24 protein-coding genes are annotated in these 22,258 nt (G+C 62.3%); 12 read left to right on the forward strand and 12 right to left on the reverse strand.

The annotated features are described in order from the left end of the window. Positions 1-32 precede the first annotated feature (32 nt). Entirely contained in the window at positions 33-566 is a 534-nt protein-coding gene (locus IEY43_RS05280) for a GNAT family N-acetyltransferase (RefSeq protein ID WP_188947563.1), read from the forward strand. Positions 567-613: 47 nt separating this feature from the next. Continuing rightward, positions 614-2,524: a penicillin-binding transpeptidase domain-containing protein gene (locus tag IEY43_RS05285; protein WP_188947564.1), complete on the forward strand. Its 1,911-nt coding sequence runs from the start codon at positions 614-616 to the stop codon at positions 2,522-2,524. Positions 2,525-2,580: 56 nt separating this feature from the next. Here the strand turns inward: IEY43_RS05285 and IEY43_RS05290 are convergent, their stop codons facing one another. Beyond that, positions 2,581-3,171, reverse strand: a complete 591-nt coding sequence (locus IEY43_RS05290) for a hypothetical protein (RefSeq protein WP_188947565.1) — start codon at positions 3,169-3,171, stop codon at positions 2,581-2,583. 172 nt (positions 3,172-3,343) lie between these two features. Beyond that, on the reverse strand, positions 3,344-3,937 hold the full coding sequence (locus IEY43_RS05295) for a GNAT family N-acetyltransferase (protein ID WP_188947566.1): 594 nt from the start codon (positions 3,935-3,937) through the stop codon (positions 3,344-3,346). A gap of 111 nt (positions 3,938-4,048) precedes the next feature. Here IEY43_RS05295 and IEY43_RS05300 point away from each other — a divergent pair, with 111 nt between their 5' ends. The 4 genes from IEY43_RS05300 (at position 4,049) to gatB (ending at position 8,017) form a co-directional block, all read left to right on the forward strand. Continuing rightward, positions 4,049-4,576: a maltokinase N-terminal cap-like domain-containing protein gene (locus IEY43_RS05300; RefSeq protein ID WP_188947567.1), complete on the forward strand. Its 528-nt coding sequence runs from the start codon at positions 4,049-4,051 to the stop codon at positions 4,574-4,576. Positions 4,577-4,661: 85 nt separating this feature from the next. Continuing rightward, positions 4,662-4,958, forward strand: a complete 297-nt coding sequence (gene gatC / locus IEY43_RS05305) for an Asp-tRNA(Asn)/Glu-tRNA(Gln) amidotransferase subunit GatC (protein WP_188947568.1) — start codon at positions 4,662-4,664, stop codon at positions 4,956-4,958. A gap of 5 nt (positions 4,959-4,963) precedes the next feature. Continuing rightward, positions 4,964-6,502 (forward strand): Asp-tRNA(Asn)/Glu-tRNA(Gln) amidotransferase subunit GatA, encoded by a 1,539-nt coding sequence (gene gatA / locus IEY43_RS05310; protein ID WP_374189847.1) that lies wholly within the window; start codon positions 4,964-4,966, stop codon positions 6,500-6,502. A gap of 6 nt (positions 6,503-6,508) precedes the next feature. Then, positions 6,509-8,017 (forward strand): Asp-tRNA(Asn)/Glu-tRNA(Gln) amidotransferase subunit GatB, encoded by a 1,509-nt coding sequence (gene gatB / locus IEY43_RS05315; protein WP_188947569.1) that lies wholly within the window; start codon positions 6,509-6,511, stop codon positions 8,015-8,017. A 230-nt stretch (positions 8,018-8,247) separates the two neighbouring features. On the opposite strand, the gene IEY43_RS05320 is transcribed toward gatB, so the two are convergent. The 3 genes from IEY43_RS05320 to IEY43_RS05330 all read right to left on the reverse strand — a co-directional run bounded on the left by IEY43_RS05320 (position 8,248) and on the right by IEY43_RS05330 (position 10,055). Then, complete coding sequence (locus tag IEY43_RS05320) at positions 8,248-8,658, reverse strand: type II toxin-antitoxin system VapC family toxin (protein WP_161447715.1); 411 nt, start codon at positions 8,656-8,658, stop codon at positions 8,248-8,250. Then, entirely contained in the window at positions 8,655-8,903 is a 249-nt protein-coding gene (locus tag IEY43_RS05325; RefSeq protein ID WP_188947570.1) for a type II toxin-antitoxin system Phd/YefM family antitoxin, read from the reverse strand. Before IEY43_RS05325 ends, IEY43_RS05320 begins: the two co-directional genes overlap by 4 nt. A gap of 330 nt (positions 8,904-9,233) precedes the next feature. Then, positions 9,234-10,055: a HutD/Ves family protein gene (locus IEY43_RS05330; protein WP_188947571.1), complete on the reverse strand. Its 822-nt coding sequence runs from the start codon at positions 10,053-10,055 to the stop codon at positions 9,234-9,236. Between the two features lie 555 nt (positions 10,056-10,610). Between IEY43_RS05330 and IEY43_RS05335 the strand changes: the two genes are divergently transcribed. The 3 genes from IEY43_RS05335 to IEY43_RS05345 all read left to right on the forward strand — a co-directional run bounded on the left by IEY43_RS05335 (position 10,611) and on the right by IEY43_RS05345 (position 12,958). Further along, entirely contained in the window at positions 10,611-11,126 is a 516-nt protein-coding gene (locus IEY43_RS05335; protein ID WP_188947572.1) for a hypothetical protein, read from the forward strand. An 84-nt stretch (positions 11,127-11,210) separates the two neighbouring features. Next, positions 11,211-12,116: an aminoglycoside phosphotransferase family protein gene (locus IEY43_RS05340; protein WP_188947573.1), complete on the forward strand. Its 906-nt coding sequence runs from the start codon at positions 11,211-11,213 to the stop codon at positions 12,114-12,116. 146 nt (positions 12,117-12,262) lie between these two features. Beyond that, the gene (locus IEY43_RS05345) at positions 12,263-12,958 is read left to right on the forward strand and encodes an ROK family protein (protein WP_188947574.1); all 696 of its coding nucleotides are present in this window, start codon (positions 12,263-12,265) and stop codon (positions 12,956-12,958) included. A 72-nt stretch (positions 12,959-13,030) separates the two neighbouring features. Here the strand turns inward: IEY43_RS05345 and IEY43_RS05350 are convergent, their stop codons facing one another. The 3 genes from IEY43_RS05350 to IEY43_RS05360 all read right to left on the reverse strand — a co-directional run bounded on the left by IEY43_RS05350 (position 13,031) and on the right by IEY43_RS05360 (position 14,836). Continuing rightward, the gene (locus tag IEY43_RS05350) at positions 13,031-13,708 is read right to left on the reverse strand and encodes an HAD family hydrolase (protein WP_229777287.1); all 678 of its coding nucleotides are present in this window, start codon (positions 13,706-13,708) and stop codon (positions 13,031-13,033) included. 221 nt (positions 13,709-13,929) lie between these two features. Further along, positions 13,930-14,538 carry a GNAT family N-acetyltransferase gene (locus IEY43_RS05355; RefSeq protein WP_188947576.1) on the reverse strand — a complete coding sequence of 203 codons (609 nt, stop codon included), beginning with the start codon at positions 14,536-14,538 and terminating at the stop codon, positions 13,930-13,932. Between the two features lie 88 nt (positions 14,539-14,626). Continuing rightward, a complete protein-coding gene (locus IEY43_RS05360; protein WP_188947577.1) occupies positions 14,627-14,836 on the reverse strand; it encodes a hypothetical protein in 210 nt (69 codons plus the stop codon). 112 nt (positions 14,837-14,948) lie between these two features. On the opposite strand from IEY43_RS05360, the gene IEY43_RS05365 reads away from it, so the two are divergent. Continuing rightward, on the forward strand, positions 14,949-15,413 hold the full coding sequence (locus tag IEY43_RS05365) for a GNAT family N-acetyltransferase (RefSeq protein ID WP_188947578.1): 465 nt from the start codon (positions 14,949-14,951) through the stop codon (positions 15,411-15,413). Positions 15,414-15,437: 24 nt separating this feature from the next. Here the strand turns inward: IEY43_RS05365 and IEY43_RS05370 are convergent, their stop codons facing one another. Beyond that, the gene (locus IEY43_RS05370) at positions 15,438-16,457 is read right to left on the reverse strand and encodes an SH3 domain-containing protein (RefSeq protein WP_188947579.1); all 1,020 of its coding nucleotides are present in this window, start codon (positions 16,455-16,457) and stop codon (positions 15,438-15,440) included. A 374-nt stretch (positions 16,458-16,831) separates the two neighbouring features. Continuing rightward, positions 16,832-17,737 (reverse strand): LysR family transcriptional regulator, encoded by a 906-nt coding sequence (locus IEY43_RS05375; RefSeq protein WP_188947580.1) that lies wholly within the window; start codon positions 17,735-17,737, stop codon positions 16,832-16,834. 134 nt (positions 17,738-17,871) lie between these two features. Here IEY43_RS05375 and tdh point away from each other — a divergent pair, with 134 nt between their 5' ends. After that, positions 17,872-18,924, forward strand: a complete 1,053-nt coding sequence (tdh, locus tag IEY43_RS05380; protein WP_053797581.1) for an L-threonine 3-dehydrogenase — start codon at positions 17,872-17,874, stop codon at positions 18,922-18,924. Between the two features lie 32 nt (positions 18,925-18,956). Further along, entirely contained in the window at positions 18,957-20,156 is a 1,200-nt protein-coding gene (locus IEY43_RS05385; protein ID WP_188947581.1) for a glycine C-acetyltransferase, read from the forward strand. 97 nt (positions 20,157-20,253) lie between these two features. Here the strand turns inward: IEY43_RS05385 and IEY43_RS05390 are convergent, their stop codons facing one another. Continuing rightward, positions 20,254-20,865, reverse strand: coding sequence for a HutD/Ves family protein (locus IEY43_RS05390; protein WP_188947582.1), 612 nt, complete (start codon positions 20,863-20,865; stop codon positions 20,254-20,256). A gap of 182 nt (positions 20,866-21,047) precedes the next feature. Continuing rightward, positions 21,048-22,247, reverse strand: coding sequence for a CaiB/BaiF CoA transferase family protein (locus IEY43_RS05395; RefSeq protein ID WP_188947583.1), 1,200 nt, complete (start codon positions 22,245-22,247; stop codon positions 21,048-21,050). Between the last annotated feature and the right edge of the window lie 11 nt (positions 22,248-22,258).

Below are 22,258 nucleotides of genomic sequence, written 5' to 3' on the forward strand. Positions count from 1 at the left end.
CGGTAGTCGAACGGTGGCACTATTAACGAACCATGTCTTTGATTGATGAATTTCGCGTGACCTGCGACGGTCTGGTTATCGAACCGGCCGCGCCAGCCGACTTTGAGCGAGTCGGCGACATTACCGTTGACGCCTACCTGGCGGCTGGGCACTTCGACGACCCCCAACACGAGTACATGCAGTTCGTCCGCAGGGTTGCGGACCGCGCGGCCAAGGCGGAGGTCTACGTTGCCCGTCGCGAGGGTGCGGTGATCGCCTCGATGACGCTGGTTCCCTTCGGCAGCGACTATGCCGACATCGCCCGCGCAGGCGAGCTGGAGATCCGCATGCTCAGCGTGGATCCCGCGGTGCAGCGTTCAGGTGCCGGGAAGGCCATGGTGCTCGCCGCAATTGAGCGTGCACGGCAGCTTCCGGGTGTGCACACGGTCTCGCTGACCACCGGAGGAAACTGGACCGCAGCCCGGGCCCTCTATGAATCCCTGGGATTTGTGCACTGCCCGCAGCGCGACTGGTACGTGCCCAATACTGAGATCTTGCTGGTCGTTTACACCATGGATCTCGGTTAACGGTCACGTCATTGTTGGTTCTCGGCGCCGGGTCATAGAATGGCGCCATGAGTGCACTTCGCCGAAAAGTCATTGCCCTGTCAGTTGCGAGTCTTGTTGCAGGCACCCTGAGCGCCTGTAGTTCAGCCCCCGCAGACCCGGCTCCGTCGGCAGACGCACTGGCCGCCGCGCTGAACTCCGGAGACTTCTCCGGCATCGCATTCAGCAACTCTGATGCGGCCGCGGCCGCGGCAACGCTGGACACCGCTTTCGGCAAACTCGAGGACATCAAGCGCACCAGCACCGTCAGCTCGGTGGCCACCGACGAGCAGAAGCAGGACGGGGTCACCACCGCCACTGCTACCATCCAGACCGTCTGGGACGTGGATGCGACCGAGACGGATCTGAGCTACCAGACCCAGGCAATCTGGCAATACGACGCCGAGGGCAAGACCTGGCAGCTGCGCTTCGACCCGTCGATCCTTGCTCCGGACATGGCCGAAGGCGACTTCCTGGCGGCCAGCTTCGAAGCAGGCGTCCGGGGCAACATCACCGACGGGGAAGACAAGAATATCGTCACCGAACGCCCGGTGATCAATGTCGGCATCGACAAGACCCGCGCAACCAGCGACGAATGGGCATCCTCGGCAAAGGCGCTGGCCAAGCTCGTGAACATCGACGAAGACGCCTTCGTGGCCAAGGTCAAGGCCGCCGGCGAGAAAGCATGGGTGCAGGCAATCGTCCTGCGCGATGACGCAACCCGCGAGGTCACCGACGAGCAGATCGCCAAGATCCCGGGAGCCGTCGGCCAAGCCGACCAGATCCCGCTCGCGCCGACCCGCTCCTTTGCGCGGCCGCTGCTCGGCTCGGTCGGCGAAGCCACCGCGGAAATCATCGAGAAGTCCGACGGCAAGATCCATGCAGGGGACCAGGTGGGCCTCTCCGGCTTGCAGGCAACCTACAACGACACCCTCTCGGGCACCTCAGGGGTAACCATCTCCCGCTACAACGCCGCGAAGGAAGCCCAGTCCGAGTTGTTCTCCAGCGACCCGGTGGACGGCAAGGACGTGCAGCTGACCCTGGACCAGGACCTGCAGAAGGAAGCGGATGATCTACTGGAAGACGCCGAATCCAACTCGGCCATCGTGGTGATCCGCCCGTCCGACGGAGCGGTGCTTGCCGCATCCTCCGGTCCGGTGTCCTCAGGACTGAACACCTCGCTGCAGGGCAAATATGCCCCGGGTTCCTCTTTCAAGGTGGTCAGCGCCTTGGCAATGCTCCGTGACGGGGCGAGCGCCAGCACCAAATTCGACTGCAAGGCCACCACCGTGATTGACGGCAAGACCTTCAAGAACTTCGACGGCTACCCGGCATCGGCCCTGGGAAATATCCCGCTGTCCGAGGCCATCGCCCAGTCCTGCAACACGGTTTTCGTCGACGAAGGCGAAAAGATCGGCGGCGCCAAGCTGGCCGAGGCCGCGGCGGCCCTGGGTCTGACCGGCGAGGACGGCACCGGAGTCGGCGCGGTCCTCGGCTCGGTGCCCACCGATTCCACCGGAACCGAACAGGCGGCGAACATGATCGGCCAGGGCGTGGTGGAAGCCTCGCCGCTGGGCATGGCAACTGTCGCAGCCTCCGTCCAAGCCAAACAAACCGTGTCGCCCAAGCTGGTGATCTCACCGGAACCCAAGGCGCCTGAAGCCGCGAAGTCCAAGCTCACCGAGGAGGAAGCCAGCGAGCTGGCCACGATGATGGCCGCCGTCGTCGACCATGGAACGCTCAAGGACCTGAAGGGCACCGGCACCGGGAAGATCATCGGCAAGAGCGGCACCGCCGAATACGACAGCGAGCGCAACGCCCACGCCTGGGCCATTGCCGCCCAGGGCGACATCGCCATTGCCGCATTCGTCGAAGACGGCAACGGCGGAGCGCAGACCGCAGGCCCGCTGGTGAAGGACATGCTCAAGGCTGCACAGTAGGCATCAGGTTCAGGCTGCCCTCCAGGAATTTCTGGAGGGCAGTTTCTGATTGCGGTTTACGCCTCTTGGCAGTAGGCCCCGTACGCCTTGCGCGCCGCATCCGGGGCTTTCGCATCCAGGGTCAAGGCACAGTCCAGAACTCCCGAGTCGGGATCGATCCACGTCGAGAATTCCAGCTTGTACCGGTTTTCCGGCTCATTCTGGCATTGGACGCTGAATTCATGGGTCAGCGGTGTCGCGGCGAGGTACACCAAATTGCCGGCAGATCGATCGGAATTGGCGAGCAGCGAATCAAATTCGCCGGCGCGGGGGAAGGGCAGTTCTTCGAGCCTGTCAGGAGAAACGGCATTCACTGCAGTGACAACTGCATCAAGGTTGTCCCATGCGGGCAGCGGGGTCCACGCGACGGAAGATGCAACTTCCTGATTGAGCACTGTTTTGCCCAGATCCTGATCGTAGAACCTGTCGACCCGGATGAATTGGGGTTTTCCTTCGGACTGCCCCGCACTCACCACATACGGTCGATCGCAAGAAGTGGTGGGTGTTGGTGTCGGGATTTCCTCCCCTTGCGGCAGACCAGGGCTCGTACAGGAGACAAGTCCCAAGGACAGGCAAGCTGCCAACGCTGCGATGCGGCCTTGCTTCATCTATTTACTCCTTGTCGGTCTACCGCTTGACTGCGGCTTTAGCCGCCGGTGAGTATGAATGATAATTCAAGTCAGACCGCAGATATCCTTGTGCAGCCACGGACAGCTTCGGTTGCTTGCCAGTAGCCTATCTGTGCACCTTCGAACTGTACAACCGGCCAGGAATACGGCGTCAGCTGGCGAAGTACTCGCGATCCAGGAATCCCATGACGAGCGCGTCGTGGAATCTTCCGTCATGGAAATACGCGTCCCGTTCCCTGCCCTCGACACTGAAACCAGCCTTTTCGTAGGCACGAATGGCGCGCGAGTTGAACGCAGCGACCTTCAGGGCGACGCAGTGCAGACCCAGTTCCTTGAAACCATAACCGCACATGAGTTTCACCGCGCGGGTTCCCAATCCCTTGTCCACGTATTCCGGGCCGATCATGATGGACAGGTCGGCGGCGCGATGGGGGAGCGTGCCGCCGTACAACGTCACATGACCCACCAGGGAACCGGTGGCTTTCTCGAAAATGCTGAAGCCTGCCTTGCCGCTCTCCGGCCGATTAACGCACCAGGACGCGAACATGTCGGCCAGATGCTGGGATGGGCGGGGCTTGATGACCCTTTGCTGCAACACGGCCCACCGCGGATCGTTCCACCACGGTGCCAGCACCGCGAAGTCCTCCGGTTCGGACTCGCGAAGCACCACTGCATCGTCTTCAAGCAGCGTTGTCCCATAGTCCTGGGCTTGCTGCCCGGTGGTCCACTCGCAGTTAGTTTCCATGCCGTCTATGCTAGGCATAAACGTCCTGGCTCCTGATCATTTGGTGCAGTACTTGTGCCAAAACAACCCACCTGAAAGTCGATGCGCATGGGAATCATCTACAACACGACGATGAAGCCGAGCAAAAACGAACTGGTTGAAGACTGGCTGGTCCGCCAGGATTTCTTCACCGGCAAGAAGAAGCCGCAGCTCAAGCACGTCGGCGGCTTCCGGCTGGAAGACCCTGCAGGGGAGGTCGGCATCGAGTTCCGTCTTTATGCTGATAACGCCGATCTGAGCGACGTCATCTACCACGTCCCGCTGACCTACCGGGACGCACCGTTGTCTGGGGCCCAGAAGTACCTGCTGGGGACCAGCGAGCATGGAATTCTGGGCAAGCGCTACATCTATGACGCCGAAGGCGACCCGGTCTTCACGGCGCGGTTGCAGGCGTTCGCCGAAGGCAAGGCCGTCGCGCAGCACCATACCGAATCCTTCGCGGATGAACCGCGTGTGATCCTGACCAAGGACGCCGTTGGAAAGAAGCTGCAGATCATCCGACGCCCGGTGCGCTCGGCCGGCACCCGGTCCGGGGTCGTGGGATATTGGGAGAACGCCCTGGGGCAGGACCTGACCGGTTTGGTATTGCGCACAGCGTAGCTGATGCGCCACATTACGGCCTGATGGCAGTCCGGCACGGGATAGACTTGTCTATGAAACCCATCCGCCCATTCTAGGGAGATATATGTCTGCCATCAGCCGTGAGGACCTTGTGCACCTGGCACAGTTGGCCCACATCGAGATGAGCGACGCAGAGCTGGACAAGATGACCGGTGAGCTCGACGCAATCGTCGGTGCCATCGCGTCTGTCAGCGAAGTCGCCTCCTCCGACATTCCAGCAACCAGCCACCCGATCCCGCTGACCAACGTCCTGCGCGAGGACGTGGTGGGCCAGACGCTGAGCATTGACGAAGTGCTGCTCAACGCGCCGGATTCGGACTCGGACCGCTTCAAGGTCCCGGCAATTTTGGATGGTGAATAATCCACGTGAACGAACTGATTAAGCTCTCTGCCGCAGAACTGGCCGCCAAGCTGCGTGCTGGCGAAGTGACCTCCGTGGAAGCCGTCCAGGCGCACCTGGACCGCATCGCCGAGGTCGACGGCACCCTGAACGCCTTCCTGCACGTGAACGCTGAGGAAGCGCTCGCCGTGGCCGCCGAGGTCGACGCCATCCGCGCCGCCGGCGGCGCCGAGGCCGAAGCGCTGCACCCGCTGGCCGGCGTGCCGATCGCCATCAAGGACCTGATCGTCACCAAGGGACAGCCCACCACCGCGGCATCGAAGATGCTCGATGGCTGGATGAGCCCGTACGACGCGACCGTGATCGAGAAGATCCGCGCCGCCAAGCTCCCGATGCTGGGCAAGACCAACTTGGACGAGTTCGCGATGGGATCCTCCACCGAGCACTCGGCCTACGGCGTGACCCGCAACCCTTGGGACCTGGGCCGCATCCCGGGCGGTTCCGGCGGCGGCTCGGCCGCGGCAGTGGCCGCCTTCGAGGCTCCGCTGGCCCTGGGCACCGACACCGGCGGTTCCATCCGCCAGCCGGGCGCCGTCACCGGCACCGTGGGCGTGAAGCCGACCTATGGCGCGGTCTCGCGCTACGGCGCCATCGCCATGGCCTCCTCGCTGGACCAGATCGGCCCGGTGTCCCGCACCGTGCTCGACTCGGCACTGCTGCAGGAACTGATCGGCGGGCACGACCCGAAGGACTCCACCTCGCTGCCGCAGGACCTCGAAGGCCTGGTGGCCGCCGCGCAGACCGGCGCCGCCGGCGACCTGACCGGCGTGCGCGTGGGCGTCATCAAGGAACTGCAGGGAGAGGGCTACCAGGAGGGCGTGCAGGCGCGCTTCAACGAGTCCCTTGAACTGCTCAAGAACGCCGGCGCGGAAATCGTGGAGGTGTCCTGCCCGAACTTCAAGTACGCGCTGGGCGCCTATTACCTGATCATGCCTTCCGAGGTCTCCTCGAACCTGGCCAAATTCGACGGCGTGCGCTTCGGCCAGCGTGTACTGCCGACCGAGGGCCCGCTCACCATTGAGCGCGTCATGGCCGCCACCCGCGCCGCCGGCTTCGGCGACGAGGTCAAGCGCCGCATCATCCTGGGCACCTACGCCCTGTCGGCAGGCTACTACGACGCCTACTACGGTTCGGCCCAGAAGGTCCGCACCCTGATCCAGCGCGACTTCGACGCCGCGTTCGAGCAGGCCGACGTGCTGATCTCCCCGACCGCTCCGACCGTGGCCTTCGAGCTCGGCGCGAACGACAACGACCCGGTCGCCATGTACCTCAACGACGTGGCCACCATCCCGGCAAACCTCGCCGGCGTCCCGGGCATCACCGTGCCCGGCGGCCTGTCCGAGGGCCTGCCGGTGGGCATCCAGTTCCTGGCTCCGGCGTACGAGGATGCCCGTCTGTACCGCGCCGGCGCCGCACTGGAGACGCTGCTTGAAAAGCAGTGGGGGCGCACCCTGATCTCGCAGGCACCGGCCATTGACACCGCTTCGATCGCGCAGGAGGCCTAGGGAATCATGAGCAACTACACCGATGAACTAGTCGATTTCGACGAGGCCCTGGATCGCTACGATCCGGTGCTCGGCTTCGAGGTCCACGTTGAGCTGAACACCAAAACCAAGATGTTCTCCGACGCCCCGAACGCCTTCGGCGACGACCCGAACACCAACGTCACCCCGGTGGACTTGGGCCTGCCCGGCGTACTGCCGGTGGTCAACAAGACCGCAGTGGAGTACTCCATCCTGATCGGCCTGGCGCTGAACTGCCAGATCGCCGAAAAGTGCGGCTTCGCCCGCAAGAACTACTTCTACCCGGACACCCCGAAGAACTTCCAGACTTCCCAGTACGATGATCCGATCGCCTTTGACGGCTGGCTGGACATCGAGCTGGAGGACGGCGAGGTCTTCCGCGTGGAGATCGAGCGCGCCCACATGGAGGAGGACGCCGGCAAGCTGACCCACATGGGCGGCGCCGCCGGACGCATCCAGGGCGCCGACTACTCGCTGGTCGACTACAACCGCGCCGGCGTGCCGCTGGTGGAGATCGTGACCAAGCCAATCGTGGGCGCCGGCAAGCGCGCCCCGGAGCTGGCCCGCGCCTATGTGGCGGCGGTTCGCGAGATCGTGAAGAACCTGGGTGTCTCGGACGCGAAGATGGAACGCGGCAACGTGCGCTGCGACGCCAACGTTTCGCTGATGCCGAAGGACGCACAGAAGTTCGGCACCCGTACCGAGACCAAGAACGTGAACAGCTTGCGTGCCGTGGAGCACGCGGTGCGTTTCGAGATCGAGCGCCACGCAGCGGTGCTGGATTCCGGGGCGAAGATCGTCCAGGAAACCCGCCACTGGCATGAGGACACCCGCTCCACCACCTCGGGCCGCCCGAAGTCGGACGCGGATGACTACCGCTACTTCCCGGAGCCTGACCTGGTGCCGATCATCACCACCGCCGAATGGGTGGAGGAACTGCGTTCCCGCCTGCCCGAGCCGCCGGCAGACCGCCGCAAGCGCTTGAAGGCCGACTGGGGCTACGCGGACAAGGAATTCCGCGACGTGGTGAACGCCGGGGTACTGGACGAGATCGAAGCGACCATTGCCGCGGGCACCTCCGCCGCCGTGGCCCGCAAGTGGTGGATGGGCGAGATCGCCCGTCTGGCCAAGGCCTCCGACAAGGAGATCGCAGATCTGGGTGTTACGCCGCAGACCATCGTTGAGCTGAACTCGCTGATCGAAGCGAAGAAGATCAATGACAAGATCGCCCGCCAGGTGCTCGAATTCGTGCTGGAAGGGGAGGGCTCCCCGACGGATATCGTCGAGAAGCGCTCGCTGGCCGTCGTGAATGACGACGATGCGCTGGGCAAGGCCGTGGATGACGCCATGGCCGCCATGCCTGACGTGGTCGAGAAGATCAAGGGCGGCAAGATGCAGGCCATCGGTGCGCTGATGGGCCCGGTCATGAAGGCCACCCGCGGCCAGGCCGACGCCGGTCGCGTCCGCGAGATCGTGATGGAGAAGCTGGGACTCTAGCCCGAGCTTCACCAACGTCCGATGGCCCGCACTCTTGAAGTGCGGGCCATCGGTGCTTAAAGGTGGTTCTCGACGGCAAGTTGGTACCGAGGGACGGACAGCGGCCGCGTTGGTATTGGGTGTTGTCCAGAATGGCGGTGCGATTGTCCTGCCTGGTCCTGCGACAACTATGCACAACGGGTAGCTGGAGCTGATGCCGTGGAAATTGAAGATCCAGGCGTCGCTAGCCCTCAAAGTTCATGAGGGTTGAGCAATCTGACGCTAATCTGGTTAAAATCTTTTGTATTTCGCGTTACGAGAGTCATCCCGTGCACAAGCGCAGTCGCAGCAATCAGGGCATCCATTTCGGGCATTGGATCTGGCACGTGCAGGCCGGCCGCCACTGTTGCAATTTCCTCGGTAACCGGATGAATTTTGCGAGAGAACGTCGTTCGAACACTGTGTTCAAGCCATTCTCGAAGCAAGCGACCTTGAACGTTGTCTCGGCGTTCGAGCCTTTGAACTCCTTTTTCAAGTTCGAAAATAGTGATAACGCTAATCGCCAGCTCGGATATCCTTTGCTGGGAAAGCCAGTTGTTCAGTGCCGGCGAACTACGCCGCCGTGCGTCGCTCAGAATGTTCGTGTCGAGAAGATAGTTCATAGCTCAACCGGCGGTCGTGACACCGAACGTTCTGAAATTTCGAGCTCAATTTCAGTGTTCTGACCGCTCCAGAGGATATCGCCAAGTTTCCTGTCTGAGCCCAGCAGTTTGTCGTAGTCCTCGACGCTGAGCAAAACGTGCGAAGGGCGCCCATGATCAGTAATGGTCACGGGACCATGCAAAGCCGCTTTCTTTGCAGCAGAGACGTCTTGATTGAATTCTCGGCTGGTAAATGTTGTGTTCATTCTGACCCCCGATCGAAGTACCTACAGTAGTTACATTACGCTCAGTCGCAGTAGCGCGGAAGGCCATCGTGGGACTGTGGGTAGATCGCCACTTCTGTGATTTCGCGACGCTACGGTAGCTAAAGGATCTATGCTGGCTGGTCCGCTTGGGATCAGGCGGCTAGGTGGCAACTAAACCTGCCCACCATGAGGAACACGCTCGACTGGCAACAGCTGCGCACGGTGTCGCTGAATCAAACTGTCTTTTCCGATTGCCGGGCGGGAGGCAGCGTAGAAGAAGCACCGCGGGAAAGAGCGAAACCGCTGGGCCGATAGTTGGGCAGAGAAAACTCAGGACTGGGGTGCCAGCGAGGCGAGCACGAACTTGCCGGTGGCTGTAGCGGGGGAACCGGGCACAAGTTTCACGGCATCCAAGTAGGCAAGCTGTTCTCCATTGACCGTGCAGTGATCATGCAGGGCAATGAGCATCTGGAGAACTTCAGCGCTCGGTTCAATGACCGCTGAATCTAGGATCAATGCCTGCGGGTCCCAGTTCTCCCTAAGTGCCATGACGTTCAGGTCGAGGAATCCTTCGCTGCGCGGAGTTGCCTCAACCTCGTCCTCGCCTTCGAAAACGATGATGCCTTCTACCGGCAGGTCTATCTGGCGGTTGTTGACGACCAAATCGACGGCGCCAGGACCCAGCGCCACCTGGCTGCGTCGAATTCCCGGGTACCGACTGTAGGGCTGGGTACCGGTAATTTCGGCAATGCTGATCTTCCACGTCCAGTCGCCGCCGTTCGCGAGGTCGTCGCTGAAGAGCGTGCGCGTAACACCCTTGCCGTTCTTCCATAATTGCGGCGATAAATCTGCATAGCGAACGATGGACATTGTCATGATGAAGTTCGATTCCTTGCTGTAGTTTTGAGCCAGTTCCATCATTTCATTGACCACGGAAGCAGAAACCGGCAACCCGGTATCTACTGTCTGATCGGACAGAAAATATCGGGAAACTGCGATTCGGCTTTGCCGCGAAAACAGAATTGCGCCGTGTTGATGAGTTTTGATCATCTGACCGAGAACGATGCCTCTGAATTCATTAAATCGAGCAGCTACCCAGCCCGCGTGAGTAGCCATCGGTCCGCGGAGGAAGCCGCCAGACTCGTGCACCATGGCTGGGTCTGGAACTCGTCGTCGCAGGGATACTGGATCTGCGACGGGGATCCACTGTTTCGTGGTAGCGAGTATTGAAGAGTTGAGTGATCATGGACCGCTGGTCGATCTGGGGCCCGCTGCAGGATGCTGCGGGCTGGGCATGGAACTGTAGTTCTGCAGGTGCTTGCCGACAACGTCTCTACCGAAGTGCCAGAAGTGATCCGCGTCGAGGGACAGCCTCGGGACAACGACGTTGCCATGCGCAAGACCTCCGTACCTGCCGTCGTCGTCACGCAAGCTCGCTGTCACTAGGGCTGGCCAACTGATGTCGGACAGTTTCCTGCATCGATAGCCTTTGCCATGATTCGAGTCGACTGGGAATCCGTCGAGACTGCAACCTTTGAACTACAGGACGTCGTCGCTGATTTTCAACAGGGGCATCAACCACCTTGAAGATCAGACGCCCGGCGACCATCAGCAGCTGGATCGTCCGGACGACCCGCAGCTGAGCATGGCACACCAGGCTTCGTTGTCGCCCTCCCTGGCGAGCGCTTCTGCTGATATTCTTCGGGCATGAACGGGCAACAAGGGGTGAGTCCACTGTATGCACGGGCCGGGCGGACACTGCTGGGTGCCGCGATGCTGGTGGGGATCACCGGATGCGGCACAGCATGGGGTCCCGGGGGACAAGCTGACACCTCGTGTATGCCCCCGCACTTCACTATCAGCCCGGCATCAGCCCCGGCGGGCAGCGAGGTGGTGATCGCAGCGCCGCCAGCCCTGTGCAACCCGGCCTATGGAGCGCAGGCAGAAATTGAATTGGAGATCACCGATGCCACCGGCGAACGGATCCTGCACACCACAGCACCGATGAAGGACGATGGCGAATTCAGCTATCGCTACACTATCGATGCGAAGGCCGCCCCTGGGGTAGCTCAGGTCGTCGCCTACCCACATGAGTTGGATTGGTGCGATGACACAGGGGAGAACAACCGGCTCAAAGGACAATCTGAGATCCAGCGGACTTCGTGTGTGATCACAACCAGGGAGCTGCTCGTTGAAGACGCGAGGACCGATACTAGTCAGTGAAAGGGTTTGGATAAACCGGTAGTGGACTACGTATTTTTGAACGTCGCGCCCAGTCTACCCGGACGGTTCGCCTAGGATGGATCAATGACCGAAGCCTCTGCAGCCGTGCCCGGGCTGCCAGCCGCAGAAGTAGCAATCACTCGTAGCCTTGTCCGCGAATTACTTCAGGAACAGGTACCGCAATGGGCCGGATGGGATCTATCCTACGTAGCGACCGGCTGGGATAACGAGGTTTACAGACTAGGCGATGAACTGCTGATTCGACTCCCGAGACGAAAAATGGGCGAGGCCACCGGGCGAAACGAACGTCAATGGCTGCCAAAACTCGTCCGGGAAACCGGGCAGGACGTAGCGAGCATAGTCTTCGAGGGACAGCCTAACGCGGCCTACCCTTTTACGTTTTCAGTGGTGAAATATGTTCCGGGGCAGAGTGCCGCGAGAATCGGACGCCCCTTGCGTGATGGATACGCGCCGGAAATGGCAACCTATTTCCGCCTACTGCACCAGCCGGCAACGGACCCCCGGCCCGTCAGCGACTATCGTGGATGCCCATTGCAGACACTGGACATTAAAACGCGTGGAGAAATCTCCTTATTGGCGTCCGGACAGCGGGCAGCCGCCGTCGAAGTGTGGAGGGCAGCTGTGGAAGCGCCGGTGCATGAAGGACCGCCGCTGTGGTTGCACGGTGATCCGCATCCCCACAACACGATCATCAAACAGCACGGCCGGGAAATACGACTGGCAGCCCTGGTTGATTTCGGGGATCTATGCACCGGGGATCCGGCGTCGGATCTTGGTGCGGCGTGGATGCATTTCACCGTCTCGGGTACAGAATCATTCATGGCCCACTATGGTGTGCTTGAAGGCAGTCCGTTGTGGCTGCGGGCGCGGGGATGGGCCCTGCGATATGCGATCCTGACATCGGGCCTGGCCGAACAGGATCCGTTGGGCATTGTCGGCAGGGAAACCCTAGAGCTTCTTTTACGCTGAACATCGATGACTTGCCGGGAGACTTTTCACTAGTTGGCGGGGAGGCAAGCTGGCCTGCCTGATGCGCAAGGCACACTTCATTGGTGACAGAATAAGCAATGCTAACCAAAATGGGGCAATTGGCCCTTCGAAAGGTTCATCGCTACATGTCTCACAAGATCGATCCGGCTCGTGCCAGGAATTTCGCGTCGGTGCTCCAGGAGATCTTCGCGGCGCCCGGGCGCTCGCGCAAGGACATCGCGGATGCCATCGGCATCAGCGTCGCCTCGGTGACCAGCATTGCCGCCAGCCTCCTGGAACATCGGCTGATCAGCGAATCTGCGCCGGTCGCCGCGGGGCAGGGCCGTCCGAGGGTTCCTCTGAGCGTTGACACCGACTCGAACTTGGTTATGGGGATCCACCTCGGCCCGCGAGTCACGGGTATCGTGCTGACCGGGCTGGACGGAGTTGCCAAGGCCTCCGTGCTCGTCCCGCACTCGGGGATGGCCGCGGCAACGGCCTTTGAGCTGGTGATCGCCCAGGCACAGAAGCTGGTTGCGGACCATGCCGACGGACGCCCGGTCTTGGGCACCGGGGTGGCTACCGGCGGCATCGTGGATCGGGAACAGGGGTTGATCGTCGAGAACGCGGGAGCCGGATGGTCGCAGGTCCCTGCGCAGCGCATGCTCGAAGCCCTGCCCCAACCGCTGGTCTTGGACAACAACGCCCGCGCGGCAGTGGCCGTGGGGGATCTGGGCGCCCGTTCGCTGCGCGATCAGGGGCAGACGCTGCAAATCCCTTCCCAGGACCAGAACGTGGTGCGCTACTTCGAGGCCGACCAGCAGGCCGAAGCAGTTAAGTAGTCCGAAAATGAACTCAGGGCTCGGCGAACCAGATGGTTCACCGAGCCCTGCGGGGTCGTTTGGCCCGTCGTGCTACTTCGCCTCGATGGCCAGATCCGCCAGCTGGTCCATGTGGGTGAAGATCGTGCTGGCGCCGGCCTGAAGCAGTGCCCCGGGATCGGTGCTGGTCGGGCCTCCGGAGGAGTAGCCATAGACCGTCGCCCCGGCCCCAACTCCGGCGGTGACACCCGTAACGGTGTCCTCGATGACCAGTGCCCCGCGGGGATCGATGCCCAACGCTTCGGCAGCGGCCAAGTAGACGTCCGGGGCCGGCTTGCTGCGCGGGAACTCCAAACCGCTGAACACCCGGTCTCCGAAATACTTGTCGAGCCCGGTCAGCGCAAGCTGCATTTCCACCTTGGCGCGGTCGGCACCGGTGACGCAGGCGATTTTCGAACCGTAGGCGCTGGCTACTTCCGCCACGGCCTGCGTGGATCCTGCCACCGCGCGCAGCTGCGTACGCAACGCTTCGTCGCGACGGGCACGGAAGCCGGCAATCCAGGTGTCGTCGATGCGCACGCCGGTGTGCTGGTAGATCGGTTCCCACTGGTCCTTCAGCGCCTTGCCGATGAAGATCTTGATACTGTCTTCCATGCTGATGTCCCATCCGTTTTCCTGCAGGATGCCTCGCAGAACGGAGTTGGTGATGAGCTCGGAATCCACCAGGACCCCGTCGCAGTCGAAAAGGACGGCAGAGAATTTTTGAAGCAAGGCGTGGAGTTCCCATCCGGTTGAAAGCGTGGAATGTGCTGTGCCGCTGGTGACAGAGTCGGCACTCAGCCCGCGGCCATTCGGTGTCACGTCTTCAACAATAGTTTGTTCTCGGAAGCCTTGTCGTTTCGCCGGCATGAGACGCACAGGTTTTCCCGTGAGCCCAGAGGTATCCGGCCCGGCAACGGGCGGATCTGGTCTGGAGCGAGTGGTGTAAGTCCTCAAGAATGGGCGGCGATACGTCGATCCAGTTCGTTGCGCACCTGAGGCCACTCGGCTTTTAGGATCGAGAAGACCACGGTGTCGCGCAGCGACCCGTCAGGCATCCGCGAATGGGCCCGCAACACCCCGTCCTGCTTGGCGCCCAGGCGCGTGATCGCCATGCGCGACTGGAAATTCATCCAGTGCGTGCAGAACACCACGACCTCGCAGCCCAGCGTTTCGAAGGCGTAACCCAACAGCAGCCGCTTGCTTTCAGCATTGGCACCGGAACCGTGGGTGCTGGCCGCGTTCCAGGTGTAGCCGATCTCCACGCGGGGCAGCCCGAGGTCGATGCCGCAGTAGGTGGTCATGCCGATGATCCTGCCAGGCAGGCCGGTATCGGGATCGTTGAGCCGGGTGGTGAACGCCAGCATGGAACCTTCCGATTGCAGCGTCAGACGCCTGCGGATTTCTTTGCACATGTCATCGGGGCGCGGCACCGAGGTGTACCAGAGGTTCCACAGCTCGCCGTCGCTGGCCGCCTGCACCAGTTCGTCGTGGTGGTCCAGAGACAGCGGTTCAAGGGTGACATGCGCACCGCGCAGGGTGACGGGGTCAAGAATTTTCATGCGAATACTGTACGCGCTGAAAATCGTCCCGGCACCCTCCGCGCCGCCGATAATCTAGGCAGGCGGGAATCCCGGAAGCAGGTGAGGGCTATTCGGTGTCCTGCGTCAGAGCCACAGCCAACGCGGTGGAACACATCATTGTTGCGCCGCCAGACACCGCCACGGTGCAGGCAACAGCCAGCGCACCAGACCCAACGGCAGCCAGCATGCCCAGCGTCGCAGCGATGCCATGGGTGCCGAACACGGTGGCGATTCCGTCCAGGTACAGCGGAACCAATCCTCGCTTCTGTGCACCCACGCACCGGAGTAATCGTGGCGGATTGGATGGGACGAGAAGTGCAGGGTGCATATTTCTCGACGTCATGCGTTGGAAATTTTCGCGCAACGTCCCATTGCTACTGTGATGCATCATGACGATGATTATCCGGCGAGCAGATTTCACCGACCCCCGGCTGCCCGCGTTCCTTGCCGCGCATCACTCCGACTTGGCACCCCAGTCTCCGCCGGAGTCACAGCATGCGTGGGGCATCGAAGCGCTGAAGCGTCCGGGCGTCAGGTTGTGGGTAGGGCAATCCGCAGACCAGCTTGCGGCCACCTGCGCGCTGGCACCCTTGGAACCGGGACATGAGGAGCTCAAGAGCATGCGCACCCACCCCGGGGTGCGCGGGCGAGGTTACGCATCGCGGATGCTGGCGCACGCCATTGAGGATGCATCGAAGCGGGGTATCACGCGAATCTCGCTTGAAACCGGGTCTGCGGAGTTTTTCGCTGCGGCGCGAAGGCTGTATGCCGTGAACGGATTCGAGCCCTGCGCCCCGTTTGGGTCCTATGGCGAGGACCCATACAGCAACTACATGACCCGTTCGTTGACCTAATTCGGTCCAGCGGACGGGCATTGACTAACACGGAAGCGAATCGGGGAGCATCCTCGGGGTAGCGACGACCGCACCGATCTCGTTGGTGCCGCGATAGGCACGGCAGACTCCGAGCCCGCGCGCTGCGAGGTTCGACTTGATCTGGCGCAGCGAATCCGGGGCGAACCCCTGCCATCGCATGTGCATCAGGACAGTGTCGCCCGCCCGTGCCGCGGAGGCACGCGAAATGATGATCGCCTTGTTCTGAACCTGCCAGTCACGGGTGTCGACGGTCCAGGTCCAGATCTTCATGCCGATGCTGCTATAAGCGCACCGGGCCGCGGTATCCAGTGCACCGTAGGGCGGGCGGCCCCAATTGGTGCGCACGCCGGTGCCCAGCAATTCGCGCTCCGCTCCGGCACAGGAAAGCGTGGTCAAATCACGGTGCGTCACCGAATGATTGATGACCCATTGGCCCTTGGCGCGGGCGCGGGCAGCCAAATCGACGCCGTAGCGGCTTCGGAAAGAGGAGAGGCAGTCCCCGGTCGGAGCGAGGACCAGGCCCATGTCATTGCTTGCTGCGTACCCGATGGCCGAGTCGAGGGCCGCCAGGGTGCGCGGGCAATCGTCGAAGGTCAGCACCACGCGAGGTCCGCGGTTGGGTCCCTTGCCCTGCGACGTGGAAGGCGGTGTCTTCTTCAGATACGACCCGCTGGCCCATCCGGTGCGTCCCCGATAGGTGACCTTGTACCAGCCGCTGCTGGCACGGGCAGATACATCGACCCGAGCTCCTCGCGGCATCTCGGTGACGATCGGAAAGGTTGCGTTGCTGCCGGTACGCAGGTTGAGTTCATCCTGGGTGTAGAGCTGCGTCGGCAGGGTCTGGGTGGTGGCCTTGAGGTACCTGCCGCTGGCCCAGCCTGTATAGCTCTTGTAGATGACTTGGTACCAGCTGTTGCTTGCCCGGCTCAGGACGGAGACAACGGAACCCTTGGGCATCGTTGCGAGGATTCCGAAGGAGACTCCGCTTCCCATGCGCAGATTCAGCTCGTCGAGCGTCACCATGACGGACGGCAGGCTGACGGCTGCTGGCGAAATAGTTTCGGTGATCTGGGTGTCTTGGAACGCCGGTGGTGAGGTATTCGCAGAAGTTCCCGTGGCGCTCGCGCCGATTCCACACAGAACGCAACTAAGCGCCGTGGCCAGACCGATGGCACGCATTCGGAGACTCATGCGAATCGCCCCCAAAAAATAAGTGGCTGCCCCTGCCATTAATATGATGCTTCATTATGGGCCTGCACCACGGACCCCACAAGCACTAGAGAGTGTTAAATGACTGGGAAAAAACACGTGGCATGGTGCGCGTATTTCCCCATGTCACACGGCCCAACTTTGGCTGACTCCAAGACTGCGGGGGAAGCCCGCCATGGCGTGTTCGGCTAAGCTCCGACAAGCCCCCGGATGGTCTGCCGGATCGCCTCCACGACATCCATGACCGGCTCCCGATGGAGGTGTTCCGCCCGGACCAAGACGTCGATTTGTCGACCTGCTGATAGGCCCTGAATTGGTCGTAAAGTCACCGCGCCACCCAAGGATTTCCGCGCGGTATAACGCGGCAGGATCCCGAGGCAGCCGCTGGTCTCGATCAGCGACCCGGCGGTGGCGTAGTCGTTGACCCGGTGCTCTACCACCGGTGCGCGTCCGGCCAGGGCCGCGATGGTTTCCAGAACGTCGGCAGGGGAGTACCCGGAACGCGAAACGACCCAGCGCTCGCCGATGACCTGTTCGGGGGAGAGCTCCGCGTGCTCTGCGAGCGGATGATCCCGGTGCAGCGCGATGTCCAGCGGCTCGAAAGCCAGCGGGATGACTGCAACGTGGTTCTGCGGCCACGGCGCGGTATGGGGCATGCGGTGCGCCAGCACGAGATCATAGGCGGAGGTCAGCGCCGGGAAATCCTGCTGCGAGACATCTTCGTCGGAGAATCTCAGGGGCGGCAGGGCGCGTTCGGTCCAGTTGAGCAGAGGAGCGAAGATCGTCTGGCCGATGGAATGGAAACCTGCGACCTTGACCGGCGTCTGTCGGTCTTGGTCCTGGGTCTGGATCTTCGCCGAGGCTTCGGCGAGCGTCGAGGCGACGTGTGCCGCAGCGGATGCCAGCAGCCTGCCTTCAGCAGTCAGCACCAAGCGCCGTCCGTCCTTCATGGTCAGCGGGGCGGTGAAATTGCGCTGGAGTTGGGCCAGATGCTGCGAAACCGCCGAGGGGGAGACATACAGCGCTTTGGCCACCGCATTGACGCTCCCCAGATCGGCAAGTTCGCGCAGGATCCTCAGCTGATGTAATTCCATGAAGTAAATACTAAATCGTCAGATCAGTATTTCGATGATCAACTAAGGTGTTATCCGTGCCCGGACGGTGCGACACTTGAACTGATCCCATAATTCGTGTCCACGACGCAGCTTCTTGATCAAAGGAATCCCTGATGAAAGCCTTGTACAAGTCCGGACCACACGCCGGTTTGGAACTCGTTGAACGTCCGGAGCCGGAAGTAGGCGTCCACGACGTCAAGATCCGCGTCATGACCACCGGCATCTGCGGCACCGACCTGCACATCGAAGCCTACGACGAGGCCGCCAAGGCCATGATCAACACCCCTCTGGTTCCAGGCCACGAATTCTACGGCGAGGTCGTCGAGGTCGGGGACTTCGTTCACAACGTCAAGGTCGGCGACCGCGTCTCCGGCGAAGGCCACGTGGTGTGCGGGCTGTGCCGCAACTGCCGGGCCGGACGCAAGCAGATGTGCATCAATGTCAGCTCCGTGGGCGTGCAGCGCGACGGAGCCTTCGCCGAGTTCGTCTCCATCCCGGAGAGCAACGTCTACGTGCATCGCGACGAGCGCATCACCCCTCTGCTGGGCGCCATCTTCGACCCCTTCGGGAACGCCGTGCATACCGCCCTGCAGTTCCCAATGGTCGGCGAGGACGTGCTGATCACCGGCGCCGGGCCTATCGGCCTGATGGCCGCCGCTGTGGCCCGCCACATCGGCGCCCGCAAGATCGCCATCACCGACATCTCCGAGCAGCGCCTGGACCTGGCCAAGACCATGGGCGTGGATCTGGCCGTGAACGTCGCCAAGCAGCGCATCAAGGACGCCCAGGGCGAGCTGGGCATGATCGAGGGCTTCGACTACGGCATGGAGATGTCCGGACACAAGACCGCGCTGCCGGAAATGATCGAGAACATGAACCACGGCGGCAAGATCTGCATGCTCGGCCTGCCCAGCGAGTCCATCGACATCAACTGGGGCAAGGTCGTGACCCACATGCTGACCCTGCGCGGCATCTACGGCCGTGAAATGTTCGAAACCTGGTATGCCATGAGCGCCATGCTCACCAGCTCCGAGCTGATGCGCGAGCGCATCTCCTCGGTCGTCACCGATTTCCTGCCGGCCAGCGAATGGCAGCAGGGCTTCGAGGCAGCCCGTGGCGGCCACGGAGGCAAGGTCGTGCTGGACTGGACAGTCTTCAGCAGCTAAGAATCGCTCGGATCAACAAGGAGTAATTGGGAATGTATACCGACCTCAAGGAACAGCTTGCCGGGGAACTGGATGAGCTGCGCACCGCGGGCCTGTTCAAGGCCGAACGCCACATCGACTCGGCGCAGTCCGCGTCCATCCTGGCCGGCTCGCTGGGCCAGGACGCCCGCAAGGTGCTGAACTTCTGCGCCAACAACTACCTGGGGCTGGCCGACGACCCGCGCATCATCGAGGCCGCCAAACAGGCCATGGACGAGCGCGGATTCGGCATGGCTTCGGTCCGTTTCATCTGCGGCACCCAGGACCTGCACCTGGAACTGGAGTCCGCCGTCTCCAAGTTCCTGGGCACCGAAGACACCATCTTGTTCTCCAGCTGCTTCGACGCCAACGGGGGCGTCTTCGAGTCGCTGTTCGGCCCGCAGGACGCGATCATCTCCGATGCGCTGAACCACGCCTCGATCATCGACGGAATCCGCCTGTCCAAGGCCGCGCGCTTCCGCTATGCCAACCAGGACATGGCAGACCTGGAAGTCCAGCTGAAGGCCGCGGCCGCCATGAACGACGGGGCCGGCGCCCGCCGCACCATCATCGTCACCGACGGAATCTTCTCCATGGACGGCTACATCGCCCCGCTGGAAGCCATCTGCGACTTGGCCGAGCAGTACAACGCGCTGGTCATGGTGGACGACTCGCACGCCGTGGGCTTCATGGGCGCCACCGGCGCCGGAACCCCGGAACACGCGGGTGTCTCTGACCGCGTGGACATCTACACCGGCACCTTCGGCAAGGCCCTGGGCGGCGCCTCGGGCGGCTATGTCTCCGGCCGCGGCGAGATCGTTGCGATGCTGCGCCAGAAGGCCCGCCCGTACTTGTTCTCCAACTCGCTGGCTCCTGCCATCGTGGCGGCGACCTTGAAGGCGCTGGAACTGGTGGAGGGCTCGGGCGAGCTGCGCGAGAAGCTCTTCGAGAACGCTGCGCTCTTCCGGACCCGCATGAGCGAGGAAGGCTTCGACCTGCTGGACGGGGAGCACGCCATCGTCCCGGTCATGTTCGGGGATGCGGTCAAGGCCGCAGAAGTGGCCGGCAAGATGCTGGAGCACGGCGTCTACGTGACCGCCTTCAGCTTCCCGGTGGTTCCGAAGGGCGCAGCGCGCATCCGCGTGCAGCTCTCCGCCGCCCACTCGGCCGAGGACATCGAGGCTTGCGTGCAGGCGTTTGTCGCCAGCCGCTAAATGACTCGGGCATCGCCCGCAGTCTTCCGGCGAGACGGAAGACTGCGGGCGATGCCTGTTTAAGAAGTGGAAATGCCGGAAGCGCGCGATACCGGGCCTAGGGAAGATCCAGCGAGATGACCGCCATGAAGCCGCGGCCGCTGATGCGCGGCGAATCCTCTTCGCCGCCGATCACGGTGTCGCGAAGCTCCAGCGCCGACTCGGAGTTCTCGCGCAGGACGCTGGCCTTGCCCTGCAGCAGCACCCCGAACTGGGAGCCGAACAGGTGCTGTTCGCGTTTCTTCGACAGCTCCACGATGCGCACGTTGCCGCGTACCTTGCCGCTGCGGGTGATGAGGTTCAGCGCCAGGATTTCCCCGGTGGGCAGTGCAGCGGAGGTGGCCGCTGCGCCGGGGAACTTGAAGGGCCGGTAGATCTCCAGCGCCTGCGAGGCGCCGTCGACGGTGAGTTCGAGCAGCTCCCCGGCGATGACCGTGAGGGTGCGTTCGCAACCGTCGTAGGGCGTGAAGTCCCCGGCTTTCTCGATGGATGCGACCGAGATCCGCCAGTCCCAACCGCCTTCCGGAGCAGTAGCCAGTGATCCGTCATCGGCCAGGATGCCCTTGGCGATTTCCCGGATCTGCCCCTGGGCTGCTCCCCACGGTTTCTTGGGGCTTGAAGAAAGCTGGATCTGAGTTCCGATGGACAGCGAGGCATTGCTTTGGCTCATGGTTCGAGCTTATTCTCCCTACCGGGCTATCACGATGCCTGACACCGTTACTGGCTGCTGAAACTTGTGCAGGGTTCTGACCGACAGTCATGGCACGGCATTGGGATCGCGGTGCCTGACTGGAATACGCTTACCCCCCCCCGGCGCGATGAAGTGTTGCCGGGGAGTAGCAACCCGGAAGCCTAGCGGATGCTGGCGCTTCCTTCTGACAGGCCGGTACGCACAGGGCCGGAAATCCATTGCTCCAGCATCTCGTTGTGCTGCCCGAGAACCGGAGCCGGCGAGGGAGGCACCGAGCCGGTCAGCCGCAGTGGAGATGCCAACGTCTTGAATCCATCAGATTCCACCGCAACAGTTCCGCGATATACCGAATGTTCGCTGGCCAAGGCGTCATTGACCGATTGTACCTTCGAGACCGGAACTTGGTGCTCGGAGAGCAAGGCAATCGCCTGGTCGGCGCTGAACGGAGCCAGAGCTTCTTCCAACGCCGCGCGGAACTCGACCGGGTAGGTGTTGCGCAGCGTCTGTTCCTTGAATCGCTCGTCCTCTAGCCATTCTGGTCGGTTCAGTGCTTCGGTCAGGCGTGGGAACAGCCGGTCGCCCGCAATAGCAATGGCAATGGAACCGGACCCCGTGGCATAGGTGCTAAACGGAGTCGACATGGCGTGGTCGTTGCCGCAGGCGACTGGTTCTTCGCCGTGCAGTGCTCGCATGCCAACGGATTCCAAGACCGAGATCAGGCTGTCGAGCATGGCCACGTCGACCTGCTGGCCCTTGCCGGTGTTGTGCCGCTCGTTGACGGCGGCCAGCGCTGCAATGGCGCCGTAGAGGCCGGGAATGAGGTCGCCCAAGCTGACACCGGTGCGGGTCGGTTCTCCTCCTGGCCATCCGGTGATCGACATGAGACCGCTCATGGCCTGAGCGATCAAGTCGTAGGCAGGTGCCTTCTGCAACGGCCCGTCCTGCCCGAAGCCTGAGATGCTCACGATGATCAGGCGGGGATTGATTGCCATGAGATCTTCTGCTGCCAGCCCTAGGCGGGCCATCACGCCGGGGCGGAAGTTTTCAATGAGGATGTCCGAGCGGCGCACCAGTTCAAGCAGCTGTTCGCGCTGTTCGTCAAGCTTCAGATCCATGGTAAGGCCGTACTTGCTGCGGTTGAACAGCCGGTAGTAGGCGGATTCCCCGTTGTACCAGGGGCCGAAATGCCGTGAATCGTCGCCTTCAGGGCTTTCGATCTTGATGACCTCGGCGCCCAGATCGGCCAGGATCATGGCGCAGAAAGGGCCGGCAAGAACTCGTGAGAGGTCAAGAACGCGCAGCCCCTCAAGGGAACCAGGGGTGTTCAGCGACGCTGGTTCTGGACGATCGTTGAGGGACATGGTGGTGAATC

It is taken from the genome of Glutamicibacter protophormiae (genome assembly GCF_014647495.1).
Taxonomy (GTDB): Bacteria; Actinomycetota; Actinomycetes; order Actinomycetales; family Micrococcaceae; genus Glutamicibacter; species Glutamicibacter protophormiae.

Coding starts and splice junctions, on each gene's coding strand:
- IEY43_RS05280 (WP_188947563.1), top strand. CDS start 33: ATGTCTTTGATTGATGAATTTCGCGTGACCTGCGACGGTCTGGTTATC.
- IEY43_RS05285 (WP_188947564.1), top strand. CDS start 614: ATGAGTGCACTTCGCCGAAAAGTCATTGCCCTGTCAGTTGCGAGTCTT.
- IEY43_RS05290 (WP_188947565.1), bottom strand. CDS start 3,171: ATGAAGCAAGGCCGCATCGCAGCGTTGGCAGCTTGCCTGTCCTTGGGA.
- IEY43_RS05295 (WP_188947566.1), bottom strand. CDS start 3,937: ATGGAAACTAACTGCGAGTGGACCACCGGGCAGCAAGCCCAGGACTAT.
- IEY43_RS05300 (WP_188947567.1), top strand. CDS start 4,049: ATGAAGCCGAGCAAAAACGAACTGGTTGAAGACTGGCTGGTCCGCCAG.
- gatC (WP_188947568.1), top strand. CDS start 4,662: ATGTCTGCCATCAGCCGTGAGGACCTTGTGCACCTGGCACAGTTGGCC.
- gatB (WP_188947569.1), top strand. CDS start 6,509: ATGAGCAACTACACCGATGAACTAGTCGATTTCGACGAGGCCCTGGAT.
- IEY43_RS05320 (WP_161447715.1), bottom strand. CDS start 8,658: ATGAACTATCTTCTCGACACGAACATTCTGAGCGACGCACGGCGGCGT.
- IEY43_RS05325 (WP_188947570.1), bottom strand. CDS start 8,903: ATGAACACAACATTTACCAGCCGAGAATTCAATCAAGACGTCTCTGCT.
- IEY43_RS05330 (WP_188947571.1), bottom strand. CDS start 10,055: ATGGTGCACGAGTCTGGCGGCTTCCTCCGCGGACCGATGGCTACTCAC.
- IEY43_RS05335 (WP_188947572.1), top strand. CDS start 10,611: ATGAACGGGCAACAAGGGGTGAGTCCACTGTATGCACGGGCCGGGCGG.
- IEY43_RS05340 (WP_188947573.1), top strand. CDS start 11,211: ATGACCGAAGCCTCTGCAGCCGTGCCCGGGCTGCCAGCCGCAGAAGTA.
- IEY43_RS05345 (WP_188947574.1), top strand. CDS start 12,263: ATGTCTCACAAGATCGATCCGGCTCGTGCCAGGAATTTCGCGTCGGTG.
- IEY43_RS05355 (WP_188947576.1), bottom strand. CDS start 14,538: ATGAAAATTCTTGACCCCGTCACCCTGCGCGGTGCGCATGTCACCCTT.
- IEY43_RS05365 (WP_188947578.1), top strand. CDS start 14,949: ATGACGATGATTATCCGGCGAGCAGATTTCACCGACCCCCGGCTGCCC.
- IEY43_RS05370 (WP_188947579.1), bottom strand. CDS start 16,457: ATGGTGACGCTCGACGAGCTGAATCTGCGCATGGGAAGCGGAGTCTCC.
- IEY43_RS05375 (WP_188947580.1), bottom strand. CDS start 17,737: ATGGAATTACATCAGCTGAGGATCCTGCGCGAACTTGCCGATCTGGGG.
- tdh (WP_053797581.1), top strand. CDS start 17,872: ATGAAAGCCTTGTACAAGTCCGGACCACACGCCGGTTTGGAACTCGTT.
- IEY43_RS05385 (WP_188947581.1), top strand. CDS start 18,957: ATGTATACCGACCTCAAGGAACAGCTTGCCGGGGAACTGGATGAGCTG.
- IEY43_RS05390 (WP_188947582.1), bottom strand. CDS start 20,865: ATGAGCCAAAGCAATGCCTCGCTGTCCATCGGAACTCAGATCCAGCTT.
- IEY43_RS05395 (WP_188947583.1), bottom strand. CDS start 22,247: ATGTCCCTCAACGATCGTCCAGAACCAGCGTCGCTGAACACCCCTGGT.